Below are 14054 nucleotides of genomic sequence, written 5' to 3'. Positions count from 1 at the left end.
CAACAGGATACTTTCATGACTAGCTGCATGCCCGTGAAAACCACTTGCCCGTATTGCGGCGTCGGCTGCGGCGTGGAAGCGACACGCCTTCCCGACGGCGCCATCCGCATCGCCGGCGATAGCGGCCACCCGGCCAATCTGGGCAAGCTGTGCGTGAAAGGCTCGGCCCTTGGCGGCACCCTGGACCTCGACAAGCGCCTGCTGCATCCGCAGGTGCGTGTCGATGGCGTGCTGCAGCGCGCTTCCTGGGATGCAGCGCTGGAGCAGGTGGCCGGCGGCTTGCGCGCCATCATCGCCGAGCACGGCCCCGACGCCGTCGCCCTGTATGTCTCGGGCCAGCTGCTGACGGAAGACTATTACATCGCCAACAAATTCATGAAGGGCTATGTGGGCAGCGCGAATATCGACACCAATTCGCGCCTGTGCATGTCGTCGGCCGTGGCGGGCCACAAGCGCGCGTTCGGCGAGGATATCGTGCCGGGCTGCTATGAAGACCTGGAACTGGCCGACATGGTGGTGCTGGTGGGCTCGAACACGGCCTGGTGCCACCCGATCCTGTTCCAGCGCATCACACGTATCAAGGAAAGCCGGCCGCACATGAAACTGGTGGTGATCGACCCGCGCCGCACGGCCACCTGCGAGCTGGCCGATTTGCACCTGCCCGTGAAGCCGGGCACGGACGTGTGGCTGTTCAACGGCTTGCTGTGTTACCTGGCACGCGAAGGCGTGATCGATGACGATTTCGTCACGCGGCACAGTGCGGGACTGGACGAGGCGCTGGCGGCCGCCCACGTGGATTGCGGCGACCCCTTGCAGGTGGCGGCCATCTGCAAGGTCGACCCGCACGCCTTGCTGGCGTTTTACCAGGCGTTTGCCGCCACGCGCAATGTCGTCACGGCGTTTTCGCAGGGCGTGAACCAGTCGTCCTCCGGCACGGACAAAGTCAACAGCATCATCAACTGCCATCTGGCGACGGGGCGCATCGGCCAGCCTGGCATGGGGCCGTTCTCCCTTACGGGCCAGCCAAACGCCATGGGCGGGCGCGAAGTGGGCGGCCTGGCCAACATGCTGGCGGCGCACCTGGAGCTGGACAAGCCGCTGCACCGCGAAGCCGTGCAAACCTTCTGGGGCTCTCCGCGCATGGCAAGCAAGCCTGGCCTGAAGGCGGTGGACCTGTTCCAGGCCATCGAGGCGGGCAAGGTCAAGGCCGTGTGGGTCATCGCCACCAATCCGCTGGTCAGCATGCCGGACGCCGACCAGGTGCGCCGCGCGCTGGCCAAATGCGAACTGGTGGTGGTGTCGGACATCAGCGCCGGGTCGGACACGAATGCCCATGCCGACGTGCTGCTGCCGGCCCTGGGCTGGGGAGAGAAGGATGGCACGGTGACCAATTCCGAGCGCCGCATCTCGCGCCAGCGGGCGTTTTTGCCGGCGCCCGGCGAGGCGCGCGCCGACTGGGACGTGCTGTGCGACGTGGCACGGCGCATGGGCCATGCCGGCTTCGATTTCACGTCGCCGCAGGCCATCTTCGACGAACATGCGCGCCTGTCCGCCTTCCGCAACGCGGGAGACACGGCGCGCCTGTTCAACCTGGGCCACCTGGCCGGCCTGGATGCGGCGCGCTATGACGCCCTGGCGCCGCAGCAGTGGCCGCAGGGCCAGGCGAGGTTGTTCGGCGACGGCCGTTTCGCGCATGCGGACGGGCGCGCGCGCTTCATTCCCACGGCGCCGCGCGCGCCGCGCAACATGCCCGACGAGGACTATCCGCTGATCCTCAACACGGGCCGGGTGCGCGACCAGTGGCACACGATGACGCGCACGGGCAAGGCGGCGAAACTGTCGGGCCACATCGCCGAAGCCTTCATCGACATCCACCCGCAGGATGCGCTGCTGTACAGCGTGCGCGAAGGCGAGCTGGCGCGCATTTCCAGCGCCTGGGGCGCGATGGTGGCGCGCGTCGTGCATGGCGGCGGCATCGCGCGCGGCCAGGTCTTCGTGCCGATACACTGGAGCGACGCGAATGCGTCCGATGCGCGCGTGGGCGCCGTCGTCAATCCCGTCGTCGATCCTGTCTCGGGCGAGCCGGAATTCAAGCACACGCCCGTGCGCATCGAGCAGTTCCGCGTGCACTGGCATGCGTTTGTCCTGAGCCGCACGCCCTTGAGCCTCGATGGCGTGGCGCACTGGACGCGCATCCAGGGCGAGCAGTTCCTGCGCTATGAGCTGGCCGGCCGCCAGCGCATCGAAGACCTGGGCGCCTGGGCGCGCGCGCTGCTGGGCGTCACGGACGACAATGCCGACTGGCTCGATTATGCGGACGCCAGTGCCGGCGTGTACCGCGCCGTGCACCTGGACGAGGGGCGCATCGCGCAATGCGTGTATGTCTCGCCGCGTCCCGACCTGCCGTCGCGCAGCTGGCTGGCGGGCCTGTTTGCGCACGCGCAAATGGATGCGGCCGACCGCGCCGGCGTGCTGCTGGGGCAGCCCATCGGCAAGGGCGTGGACGCGGGGCCCACCGTGTGTTCGTGCTTTGGCGTGGGACGCAACACCATTTGCGCGGCCATCGTGGAACAGCAGTTGACGACGACGGCGCAGGTGACGGCCTGCGTCAAGGCGGGCGGCAATTGCGGCTCCTGCGTGCCGGAGATACGACAATTGCTGCTTGAGACGCGCAGCGCTGCCTGATAATCTGTCCTTTCCTGCGCGGCTTTGTTATATTGCCAGCTCTACAAGAGGAGAGGCAGTGTGATGACAGCAGGACAACACGACACGGTCTGGCTGACGGGCTTGAGCGGCGCCGGCAAGTCCAGCATCGCCGATGCGCTGGCGCGCCGGCTCAAGGCGCAGGGCCGCGCCGTGGCGGTGCTCGACGGCGACCAGCTGCGCCATGGTTTGAACCGCGACCTGGGTTTTACGCCCGAAGACCGGCATGAAAACATCCGCCGCACGGCCGAAGTGGCGCACCTGATGAACGGGGCGGGCCTGACCGTCATCGCCGCCCTCATTTCGCCGTATCGCGCCGACCGGGCCATGGCCGCCGCCATCATCGGCACGGCGCATTTCATTGAAGTCCACGTCAGCACGCCGCTGGCCGTGTGCGAAGCGCGCGATCCGAAAGGCCTGTATGAAAAGGCGCGCGCGGGGCAGCTGGCGCAATTCACGGGCATTTCCGCCCCTTACGAAGCGCCGCTGGCGGCCGCGCTGACCCTGGATACGGGCACCCTGGCGCTGGACGAGTCGGTCGAGCGCCTGTACCGGTATTTGCAGCGGCGGACGTGACGGCATGACGGCGACAAGAGGGACATTGCGCAAATGGCTGCGCCGGCGCCTGCCCGCCAGCCTGAAGGCGCGCATGAGCGTGGTCGTCTTCCTGCTCGTGCTGGGCGCGGTGGCTTCGCTGGCGCTGGCCACCCTGGCCGTGGCCGAACGCGGCATGCGCGACGTGATGGGACGCCAGCAGTACGTATCGCTGGCCAGCGCCGCCGTCTTCATCGACGAGGAGCTCGACGCGAAGCGCAATGTGCTGCGCGCGATGGCAGACAGCCTGGCGGCCAGCGGCGCGCAAGACGGCGCCAGCCTGCAGCGTTTCCTGGCCGCGCAGACGGTGCTGGGGACGGAGTTCTATTCGGCCGGCGTGGTCGGTATCGACGGCGACGTCCTGGCCAGCGTGAGTCCCTTCAAGCCGCAGGCGGGGCTGAACGTGAAGGGCCGTCCTTACTTTGAACAGACGCTGGCGACCCGGCGCTCGGTGATTTCCGCGCCGCTCAACGGCAGCATCTCCGGCATGCCCATCGTGGTGGTGACGCAGCCCGTGTTCGATGCGCAGGGCGGCGTGCGCTATGTGCTGGCGGCCAGCGTCAACCTGCGCCAGCCCGATTTCCTGGGGCGTCTGGGCGCCCTCAAGCCGGGGCAGGGCGGCTATCTGTACATCATGACCAGCGAAGGCGTCATCGTCGAGCATCCCGACAAGTCGCGCATCATGCAGCATATCGAAGCCCATGGCCCCGTCAGCGTGCCCACGCGGCGCGCCATGCAGGGCTACGAGGGCTGGCTGACCGGCACCACCACGCAAGGCGTCGATGCCCTGTTCGCCTACCACCGCATCGCCTCGACGGGCTGGATACTGGCGTCCGTGTATCCCATGAGCGAAGCCTTCGCGCCGCTGCACGCCATCCGCAGCAAGATCCTGCTGGCCGCCGTGCTGCTGGCGGCGCTGGCGGGCCTGGCCGGCTGGCGCGTGGTGCTGCGCCTGTTGCAGCCTTTGGAGCGCTTGCGCCGCCAGGTGCACCAGATCCGCCGCCAGCGCCTGGGCATCGAGGCGCTGCAAATCGAGCGGCGCGACGAGATCGGCGACTTGAGCCGCGACTTTTACTCGCTGGTGGCCGAGCGCGAAATCGCCGAGGCGCAGACGCGCGACAGCGAGCGGCGCTTGAAACTGCTGACGGACCACGTGCCCGTGGTGATCGTCTATATCGACCGCGAGCACCGCTACCAGTTCATCAACGCGACGTTTGAAAAGTGGTTCGGCAGGTCGCAGCAGGAAAGCCTGATGCAGTCGATCCGCGACGTGCTGGGCGAGGAAGCGTACCAGCTGCGCGAGCAATACCTGCGGCGCGCCTTCGCGGGCGAGGAGGTCGAATATGAATTCACCATCGGCGGCGAGGGGGACGCCGGCCGGCGCGCCTTCCAGACCAGCTACGTGCCCGACGTGGGCGAGAGCGGCACGGTGGAAGGCGTGTATGGCCTGATCCATGAAATCACCAAGACCAAGGCGATGCACACGGCGCTGCAGTTTGCTGCCGCCACCGACACCCTGACGGGCATCGCCAACCGCCGCCGCTTCGACGAGCAGCTGGCGCAAAGCATGCAGCGCACGCGGGCTGCGCGCGCGCCGATGGCGCTGGCCTATCTCGATATCGACCGTTTCAAGGCCATCAACGACAGCCTGGGACACAAGGCGGGCGACGAGGTGCTGAAGGAATTCGCCTCGCGCCTGGTGCGCAGCGTGCGCGCCAGCGACCTGGTGGCGCGCCTGGCCGGCGATGAATTCGTGATCATTCTCGAAGGCGTGAACGGCGCGGCCGAAGTGCGCCACGTGGGCGCCAAGATCATCGACGCCATCCGCCAGCCCTTTGAACTGGCCAGCGGCCCGCTGCCGGTGACGACCAGCATCGGCATCGCCATCTTCCGCGAAGGCGCGCTGACGGCGGCGCAGTTGCTGGACCTGGCCGACCAGGCCCTGTATGCCGCCAAGGGGCAGGGCCGCGATGGCGTGGCGCTGCTCGAGGCGGCGCCCTGAGTATTACAGGGTGGCAGTCCAGTGGTCGAGCTGCTGCGTGGTGGCCGTCACGCCGCCGCACACGATGACCAGCACATTGCGGTAGGGGGCCAGTTCCTGCACCTTGCCGTAGACGGCCGCCAGCGCCGCGCCGCAGGCCGGCTCCACCACCAGGCGCTGGTCGGTGATGAAGCGCTGGCAGGCGTCGACGGCGGCCTGGTCCGACACCACCACGCTGTGCAGCAGGCGCGTCTGGCTGATGGCGAATGCCTGCGCGCAGACCTGGCGCGCGGCCAGCGACGTGGCGATGCTCGTCACGGCCGGCAGGGGCACGTGTTCGCGCGCGGCCACGGCCGCCGCCAGCGAGGCCGCGCCTTGCGTTTCCACGGCCACCAGGGCCACGTCATCCCAGCCGTTGCGCTGCAAGCCTTCGGCCACGCCGGCCAGCAGGCCGCCGCCGCCCACCGACAGCACCACCGCGTCCGGCTTCAGGCCCGCGCGCGCCACTTCATCGATCATGCCGGCGTGGCCCTGCCACAGCAGCGGGTCGTCGAACGGATGCAAGAAGGCGTCCTGCGGCGTGAGCATCGACTGCGCCAGCGCGTTCGCTTCCTGCCATGCGGCGCCGTGCACGATGACTTCGGCGCCTTCCTGCGCGATCAGGGCCCTGGCCCGTTGGCTGGTCGTTTCCGGCACGACGACGATGACGGGAATGCCCAGCTGGCGTCCCGCATAGGCGACGGCGATGCCGGCATTGCCGCCGGAAGAGGAGATGAAACGGCTGGCGCCGCGCCGCGCGTATTCTTCGCAGGCGAGGCCGATGCCGCGGATCTTGAAGGAGCCTGGCGGCTGCAGGGCTTCGAGCTTGAGCCAGATGGCGCGTTCGCTGTGCAGGCTCAGGGCGCGTGAATTGAGCAAAGGGGTTTCGATGTGCAGGGCCATGCGTGTTCCTGGTAGACAGTCAGGCCAGCATCATAGCCGAAGCGCCCGCGCCACCGTGTCACCCTTGCAGGGAGTGTTACTGCTGTTAATTCAGCGGGGCGCTCTTGAGCTGATGCGTGCGTGCCACTTCCTTCATCGCTTCGAGCAGGTCGTCGCGCAGCTGGCGCGGCAGCTTGCCAAAGAATTCCTCGTCGTTCTGGTCGGCCATCTCGGCCAGCACGGGCACCAGCGCCTCGCCTTCCGTGGTCAGTTCGATCGAGTGCTGGCGGCGGTCGGCCAGCAGGATGGACTTGCTGACCATGCCCTTGCTTTCCAGGCGGTCGATCAGTTTCGATACGGCGCCCTTGCTCATGCCGGACACTTGCGCCAGCACCGTGGGCGAGGTGCAGCCCAGGCGGAACATTTCACGCAACACCACCCATTCGGAGACCGTCACGCCATTGGCTTCGGCTTTTTTCTGGAAGCTGTGGGAAACGTGGTTGGAAACGAAACGCAGCCAGTAACCGAGGTGGGCTTCCAGCTCGCTGACGGGGACGCTGTTGGGATGGGCGGATTGCGGCATGGCGGCCGCTTCAAAATTATGGCTCATTTCTTTTCCTTCACTGGGCGGCGTTGCCGGCATGGTTAAGGCCTTCACGCTTGCTGTCGAGTGGTTTGTTTGGGAACAATCATCGTGCTTGAGATAGTTTTAACACTGTTTTCACAGGAAATCACTTACCGGCAAAGAGTTTTTCCTTTTTTCTTGCTCTGGAGAGATAAAAAAACAATATCAAGCAAATAATCGTATTGCCAGAGAGGAAGATTAAAAAAATAACTCATGTTGCATCAATGGTAACAGCATTTTTGCCGAATTGATAAATATTTCATATCATTCGGTGCGCTTGCCCACACACGGCGTATTGCCCACGCGACAGTGCGGGGTTTTCTTGCAGAAATGCGGCCCGCTCAGGCCAGCACCACCTTCACGCCCGCGTCGCGCAATACTTCGGCAAAGCGGGGCGGTGGCGGCGCATCTGTAAACAAGATGTCGATTTGCGCCAGGTCGGCCAGGCGCACCAGCGCCTTGCGGCCGAATTTATGCTGGTCGGCCACCAGCCACACTTCGCGCGACTGCTCGATGATGGCTTGCGCCACCTTCACTTCGCGCGCGTCGAAGTCGCGCAGGCTGCCGTCTTCGTCGATGCTGGAAATGCCGATGATGCCGATGTCGACCTTGAACTGGCGGATGAAGTCGATGGTGGCTTCGCCGACGATGCCGCGGTCGCGCCCGCGCACCACGCCGCCGGCCACGATGACTTCGCAGGCGGCGTTGTCGGCCAGGATGGCGGCCACGTTCAGGTTGTTTGTCACCACGTGCAAGCCCGTGTGCCGGCCCAGCGCGCGCGCCACTTCCTCGGTGGTCGTGCCGATATTGATCAGCAGCGAACAGCCGTGTGGCACCTGCGTGGCGACGGCGGCGGCGATGCGCCGCTTGGCGTCGCTGTTGAACACCTGCCGCTGGCTGTAATCGATATTTTCCACGGACGAGGGCAAGCCGACGCCGCCGTGGTAGCGGGCCAGCAGGCGCGCTTCTTCCATCTGCTTGACGTCGCGGCGCACGGTTTGCGGCGTCACGCCCAGCTGCTGGGCCAGCTCTTCGACGGACATGGTGACCTTCTGGCGCACCACTTCGAGCAGGCGGCGCTGGCGGGGATTCAAAATCATGGGTTTGTCTCTTTAAAAATCATAAACGAACAGAAACGAACAAATAGTGGTGAAAATATGTTGCTATGAGTTCGCATTCTGGCGTATCTTATTCATATTGCATGCGTATTACCAGATGGTGATCTTAACGACAGTCGCCGGCGATGCCTAGTCTTTCCTCGCCAGCGTGTCCTCGACATACACGGAGTCCCGATGACCGCAGCACAGCAAGGTGTGGAGACAGCGATGGCATGCGATGTGCTGGTGGTGGGCGGCGGCATCAATGGCGCCGGCATCGCGCGCGATGCGGCCGGGCGGGGCTTGTCCGTGGTGCTGTGCGAAAAGGACGACCTGGCCGCGCACACCTCATCCGCATCGACCAAGCTGATACACGGCGGCCTGCGCTACCTCGAATACTATGAATTCGGCCTCGTGCGCAAGGCGCTGATCGAGCGCGAAGTGCTGCTGCGCTCGGCGCCGCACATCATGTGGCCGCTGCGCTTCGTCATGCCGCATGCGCAGGGCCAGCGCCCCGCCTGGCTGATACGCGCCGGCCTGTTCCTCTACGACATGCTGGCGAAGCGGGAAATTCTGCCGGGCTCCAGCGGCATCGACCTGACGCGCCACGCGGCCGGCAAACCGTTAAAACCCGAGTTCAAGCGCGGCTTCGTGTATTCCGACGGCTGGGTCGACGATGCGCGCCTGGTAGTGCTGAACGCCATCGATGCGGCGGACAAGGGCGCGCACGTGCTGACGCAGACGCGCTGCACGGCGCTGGAGCGCGAGGGGGCTTCCTGGCTGGCCACCTTGCAGCACGCGGGCGGCAGGCAGACGATGGTGCGTGCGCGCAGCGTCGTCAATGCGGCCGGGCCGTGGACGGCCGAATTCCTGCAGCAGGCGGCGCCCGGCGGACAGGGCCGGCATTTGCGCCTGATCAAGGGCAGCCATATCGTCGTCAAGCGCCTGTTTGAGCATGATCACGCGTATATCTTCCAGCATCCGGACGGGCGCATCGTGTTTGCCATTCCGTATGAGCACGATTTCACCCTGATCGGCACCACCGACCTCGACTATCACGGCGACAGCGGCAAGGTGGAAATCGACGACGAGGAAATTCGTTACTTGTGCGAGCTTTCCAGTTACTATTTCAGCAAGCCCATTGTGCCTGCCGATGTGATGTGGACGTATGCGGGCGTGCGCCCGCTGGTGGAAGACGCGGCGGCCGACGCCAAGGCCGTCACGCGCGATTACCGCTTCGAACTGGACCAGGAAGGTGCGCCGCTGCTCAGTGTTTTCGGCGGCAAGATCACCACCTTCCGCAAGCTGGCCGAGGAAGCGCTCGATGTGCTGGAGCCGTTGCTGGTGCCAGAGCAGGGCAAGCGGCGGCGGGCCTGGACGGAGCAGGCTTGCCTGCCCGGCGGCGATGTGTATGGCGCCGTGCCGCAGAATAGGGCCGTGCGCGAGTTCGGCCAGTTCGTGCAAGGCTTGCAGCGCGAGTATGCGTGGCTGCCGGCGGCGCTGGTGGCGCGCTATGCGCGCGCCTACGGCACGCGCATCCACGTGCTGCTCGAGGGCAGGGCAGACGTGGCGGCCATGGGCGAGGAAATCGCCGCCGGCCTGTACGCGGCGGAAGTCGAATATTTGCGGCGCCATGAATGGGCCGTCAGCGCGGCCGACATCCTGTGGCGGCGCTCCAAGCTGGGTCTGCACCTGCCGCGCGAGACGGCGGACAGGCTCGATGCCTGGCTGTTGCAGCACCCTTTGCCGTAAGCACAACACGTTGGCGACCGCGCCCCGCAGAGGGTGCGGCGAAGAATAAGAAACCATCACTGGAGGAGAAGCGCGTGCAACTGGTACTGGACAAGATCAGCAGGAAGCAGGGGGCTGACGACTTTTTATATCCGATGTCGCTGGCCTTGGTGCCGGGCGCCATCAACGTCTTGCTGGGCACCACGCGTGCCGGCAAGACGACCCTGATGCGCGTGATGGCGGGCCTGGACAAGCCCAGCGGGGGCACCGTGACGGCCGATGGCGTCGATGTGACGGGCGTGCCCGTCAGCCGCCGCAACCTGGCCATGGTGTACCAGCAATTCATCAACTATCCGGCCTTCACCGTCTACGACAATATCGCCTCGCCCTTGCGCTTGCGCAAGGTGCCCGAGGAACAGATACGGACGAAAGTGCTGGCGCTGGCCGAGCGCCTGCACATCACGCCGTACCTGCAGCGCACGCCCGGGGAACTGTCGGGCGGGCAGCAGCAGCGCACGGCGCTGGGGCGCGCGCTGATCAAGGATGCATCGTTGCTGCTGCTCGACGAGCCGCTTGTCAACCTCGACTATAAGCTGCGCGAGGAATTGCGCCGCGAATTGACGGAACTGTTTTCCAGCGGCAGCACGACGGTCGTGTACGCGACCACGGAGCCGCTGGAAGCGCTGCAGCTGGGCGGCCACGTGGCCGTGCTGCACGAGGGACGCCTGCTGCAGCAGGGGCCGACCCTGGACGTTTTCAATGCCCCCAATTCCATCGATGTGGCGCGCACCTTCAGCGACCCGCCCATCAACCTGATCCCCGCGCGCGTGGATGCGCACGGCGTGGCGCAGGCGGCGGACGGCCTGTCGATACACCTGAGCGGCGAACAGCGCGCCCGCCTGGGCGACAGTACGGAGGTGATCCTCGGCGTGCGTGCGCACAGCCTGCATCTGTCTCCCCAGTCCGATGGCGACGTGCCCATCGCGGCGCAGGTGGACCTGGCGGAAATCAGCGGCTCGGAAACCTATGTGCATGCGCGCCGCGGCGAGCTGGCCCTGGTGGCGCAGCTGGGCGGCGTGCACAACCTGGAGATCGGCAGCGCCTGCACCGTGTATTGCCAGCCGCACGCCTTGCTGATCTTCGCGCAAGACGGCGGGCTGCTGTTTGCACCGGGAGGAGCTTGACATGGCGCGCATCGAACTGGTCGACCTGGCGCACGCCTATAAACCGAACCCGACGGCGCCAAGCGACTATGCGCTGCGGCCCATGAGCATGGAATGGCATGACGGCGGCGCCTACGCCTTGCTGGGGCCATCCGGCTGCGGCAAGACGACCTTGCTCAATATCATCTCCGGTCTGGTGAAACCGTCGCACGGCAAGGTGCTGTTCGACGGCAAGGATGTGACGCAGCTGCCCACGGAAGCACGCAACATCGCGCAAGTGTTCCAGTTTCCCGTCATCTACGACACCATGACCGTGCACGACAATCTGGCGTTTCCGTTGCGTAATCGCGGCTGGAAAGAGACGGAAGTCAAAAAGCGCGTGCAGCAGGTGGCGCAGATGCTGGAATTGACGGGCGACCTGAAATTGCGCGCCAGCGGCTTGTCCGTGGATGCCAAGCAAAAGATTTCGCTGGGACGGGGCCTCGTGCGTCCCGACGTGGCGGCCGTGCTGTTCGACGAACCGCTGACGGTGATCGACCCGCACCTGAAATGGCTGCTGCGCCGGAAACTCAAGGAAATCCACCACGAACTGAAATTGTCGTTGATCTACGTCACGCATGACCAGGTGGAAGCGCTGACCTTTGCCGACCAGGTGGTCGTCATGACGCAGGGCGAAGTGGTGCAGACGGGCAGCGCGCAAGCCCTGTTCGAGGAACCCGAGCACACCTTTGTCGGCTATTTCATCGGCAATCCGGGCATGAACTTGCTCGATTGCACCTTGGACGATGGCGGCGTGCGCGTGGCGGGGCAGCTACTCGCCGTGTCCGCCGCCGCGCGCGCGGCGCTGTCCGGTGCGCAAGGAAAAATCACGGTGGGCGTGCGGCCCGAATTCGTCGAGTGCATCGGGGCTGGAGAGGGCGGGGAAGATACCCTTGCCGCCACCGTTACCGCCGTGCGCAACATGGGTACGCATTACCTGGCGGAATTCCAGCTGGGTGGCGCGACGGTGGCGGCCAAGCTGCGCGCCATCGATGCCGTCGCGGGAGATGCCGTGCGGCTGCGCTTTCCGCCGCAACGCACCTTGTTCTATGTCAACGATAAGCGGGTGGCCTGATGATACATAACGGTAAAACCGATAACAACCGCCGTGCCTGGCTATTGATCCTGCCCGTGCTGCTGTGCGTGGCCTTTTCCGCCATCCTGCCCCTGATGACGGTGGTGAACTATTCCGTGCAGGATATTCTGAGCCCCACGCAAAAGGTCTTCGTGGGCACGGAGTGGTTCCGCATGGTCATGCTGGACGGCGACCTGCACAGCGCCTTGCTGCGCCAGCTGCTGTTTTCCGGCTCCGTGCTGGCGATCCAGATTCCGCTGGGTATTTTGATTGCCCTGTGCATGCCGGCCGATGGCTGGAAGGCGTCGCTGGCGCTGGTGCTGATCGCGCTGCCCTTGCTGATTCCCTGGAACGTGGTGGGCACCATCTGGCAAATCTTTGGCCGGGGCGACATCGGCCTGATGGGCTATACCCTGAACCAGCTGGGCTTTGACTACAATTACAACGGCAATTCGCTCGACGCGTGGCTGACGGTGATGGTGATGGATATCTGGCACTGGACGCCCCTGGTCGTGCTGCTGTGCTATGCGGGCTTGCGCGCCATACCCGACGCGTATTACCAGGCCGCGCGCATCGACGGCGCCTCGCGCCTGGCCGTGTTCCGCTACATCCAGCTGCCGAAACTGCGCAATGTGCTGATGATCGCCGTGTTGCTGCGCTTCATGGACAGTTTCATGATCTACACGGAACCGTTCGTGCTGACGGGCGGCGGTCCCGGCAATGCCACCACGTTCCTGTCGCAATACCTGACGCAAAAGGCCGTGGGCCAGTTCGACCTGGGGCCGGCGTCCGCTTTTTCCCTGATCTATTTCCTCATCATCCTGCTGTTCTGCTTTGTGCTGTACACGTGGATGCAGCGCGTCGGCACGGGAGACCAGAAATGATGCACAAGAAAATGAGCAGTGCCATCCTCGCCGTCTTTTTGCTGGCGTCATTGTTGCCCATCTACTGGATGCTCAATATGTCGCTCAAGACCAACGAGGAAATCGTCGGCGTGCTGAGCCTGTGGCCCCAGCAACTGACGTTCGCCAACTACCACACGATCTTCACCGACCGGTCCTGGTACAGCGGCTACATCAATTCCATGATTTACGTCGCCTTGAACATGGTGATGTCCGTTACGGTCGCCTTGCCGGCCGCGTATGCGTTCTCGCGTTATAACTTCGTGGGTGACAAGCATTTGTTCTTCTGGCTGTTGACTAACCGCATGACGCCGCCCGCCGTCTTCCTCGTGCCTTTCTTCCAGCTGTACTCGACGGTGGGCCTGATGGATACGCACCTGGCCGTGGCCTTGGCGCACATGGTCTTCAACGTGCCGCTGGCCGTGTGGATACTGGAAGGCTTCATGTCCGGCGTGCCGAAGGAAATCGACGAGACGGCGTATATCGACGGCTACAGCTTCCCGCGCTTCTTCATCCGCATTTTCTTGCCAATGATCAAGTCGGGCGTGGGCGTGACGGCCTTCTTCTGCTTCATGTTCAGCTGGGTGGAATTGCTGCTGGCCCGCACCTTGACGTCCGTCAATGCCAAGCCGATTGCCGCCACCATGACGCGCACCGTCTCGGCGGCCGGCATGGACTGGGGCGTGCTGGCGGCGGCCGGCGTGCTGACCATCGTGCCCGGCGCGCTGGTGATCTGGTTCGTGCGGCATTACATTGCCAAGGGTTTCGCGATGGGGAGGGTGTGACATGGAAAATACCGATAGCACAGCCAGCCTGTTCGGCTGGATGGCGTGGACGCCGGAAGTGGCCATCTTCTTCATTTGCATCGGCCTGATGCTGGCCGGCATGACGGTGTGGCAGATCCGTTCGCCCAGCATCGAGCGCAAGGGCTTCCTGCCGATGCCGACCACGCGCGGCGACCGCCTGTTCATCGGGCTGTTGACGGCCGCCTACGTGAATCTGGCGTGGGCGGGGTTCACGGAAATGCAGCAAGCCATCGGGGCTGCAATCAGTTTTGTTGTACTGTTAATCGTAATGCGTTGGGGGTGAGGGCACCAGACATAAGCTACTGCGTGGCGCGCTTTGCGGCCGGCGATGCTCACCGTACTAAAGTACGGTTGCGCTTCTCGGCCACAAATCACTGCCGCTCGCTACGCTTCTGTCAGGTGCGTTAAGTTAGTTGG

12 protein-coding genes are annotated in these 14054 nt (G+C 64.8%); 9 read left to right on the top strand and 3 right to left on the bottom strand.

Features of this window, described 5'->3' with window-relative positions; translation table 11 throughout:
- Positions 1-15 precede the first annotated feature (15 nt).
- From BLT98_RS05770 to BLT98_RS05760, 3 genes are all read left to right on the top strand, one after another.
- A complete protein-coding gene (locus BLT98_RS05770) occupies positions 16-2685 on the top strand; it encodes a nitrate reductase (RefSeq protein ID WP_092605875.1) in 2670 nt (889 codons plus the stop codon).
- 63 nt (positions 2686-2748) lie between these two features.
- Positions 2749-3279: an adenylyl-sulfate kinase gene (gene cysC, locus BLT98_RS05765; RefSeq protein WP_092605873.1), complete on the top strand. Its 531-nt coding sequence runs from the start codon at positions 2749-2751 to the stop codon at positions 3277-3279.
- A gap of 25 nt (positions 3280-3304) precedes the next feature.
- Positions 3305-5299, top strand: a complete 1995-nt coding sequence (locus BLT98_RS05760; protein WP_170846300.1) for a diguanylate cyclase domain-containing protein — start codon at positions 3305-3307, stop codon at positions 5297-5299.
- A 3-nt stretch (positions 5300-5302) separates the two neighbouring features.
- Here the strand turns inward: BLT98_RS05760 and BLT98_RS05755 are convergent, their stop codons facing one another.
- From BLT98_RS05755 to BLT98_RS05745, 3 genes are all read right to left on the bottom strand, one after another.
- Positions 5303-6220: a pyridoxal-phosphate dependent enzyme gene (locus tag BLT98_RS05755; protein WP_092605869.1), complete on the bottom strand. Its 918-nt coding sequence runs from the start codon at positions 6218-6220 to the stop codon at positions 5303-5305.
- A gap of 85 nt (positions 6221-6305) precedes the next feature.
- Positions 6306-6809, bottom strand: a complete 504-nt coding sequence (locus BLT98_RS05750) for a MarR family winged helix-turn-helix transcriptional regulator (protein ID WP_052139937.1) — start codon at positions 6807-6809, stop codon at positions 6306-6308.
- A 356-nt stretch (positions 6810-7165) separates the two neighbouring features.
- A complete protein-coding gene (locus BLT98_RS05745; RefSeq protein ID WP_170846299.1) occupies positions 7166-7924 on the bottom strand; it encodes a DeoR/GlpR family DNA-binding transcription regulator in 759 nt (252 codons plus the stop codon).
- A 192-nt stretch (positions 7925-8116) separates the two neighbouring features.
- Between BLT98_RS05745 and glpD the strand changes: the two genes are divergently transcribed.
- The 6 genes from glpD to BLT98_RS05715 all read left to right on the top strand — a co-directional run bounded on the left by glpD (position 8117) and on the right by BLT98_RS05715 (position 13920).
- The gene (gene glpD, locus BLT98_RS05740) at positions 8117-9673 is read left to right on the top strand and encodes a glycerol-3-phosphate dehydrogenase (protein ID WP_244517399.1); all 1557 of its coding nucleotides are present in this window, start codon (positions 8117-8119) and stop codon (positions 9671-9673) included.
- A gap of 74 nt (positions 9674-9747) precedes the next feature.
- The gene (locus BLT98_RS05735) at positions 9748-10836 is read left to right on the top strand and encodes an ABC transporter ATP-binding protein (protein WP_070280268.1); all 1089 of its coding nucleotides are present in this window, start codon (positions 9748-9750) and stop codon (positions 10834-10836) included.
- 1 nt (position 10837) lies between these two features.
- On the top strand, positions 10838-11929 hold the full coding sequence (locus BLT98_RS05730; RefSeq protein WP_092605865.1) for an ABC transporter ATP-binding protein: 1092 nt from the start codon (positions 10838-10840) through the stop codon (positions 11927-11929).
- On the top strand, positions 11929-12813 hold the full coding sequence (locus BLT98_RS05725; RefSeq protein WP_034754965.1) for a carbohydrate ABC transporter permease: 885 nt from the start codon (positions 11929-11931) through the stop codon (positions 12811-12813). Before BLT98_RS05730 ends, BLT98_RS05725 begins: the two co-directional genes overlap by 1 nt.
- Complete coding sequence (locus BLT98_RS05720) at positions 12813-13616, top strand: carbohydrate ABC transporter permease (RefSeq protein WP_170846341.1); 804 nt, start codon at positions 12813-12815, stop codon at positions 13614-13616. The genes BLT98_RS05725 and BLT98_RS05720 overlap by 1 nt, the downstream gene beginning before the upstream one ends.
- Position 13617: 1 nt before the next feature.
- Complete coding sequence (locus BLT98_RS05715) at positions 13618-13920, top strand: DUF2160 domain-containing protein (RefSeq protein WP_244517398.1); 303 nt, start codon at positions 13618-13620, stop codon at positions 13918-13920.
- Positions 13921-14054 lie beyond the last annotated feature (134 nt).

It is taken from the genome of Janthinobacterium sp. YR213 (assembly GCF_900099875.1).
Lineage (GTDB): Bacteria > Pseudomonadota > Gammaproteobacteria > Burkholderiales > Burkholderiaceae_D > Janthinobacterium > Janthinobacterium lividum.
Note: the sequence above shows the minus strand (reverse complement) of the source record. Positions and strands in the feature narration are given on the sequence as shown.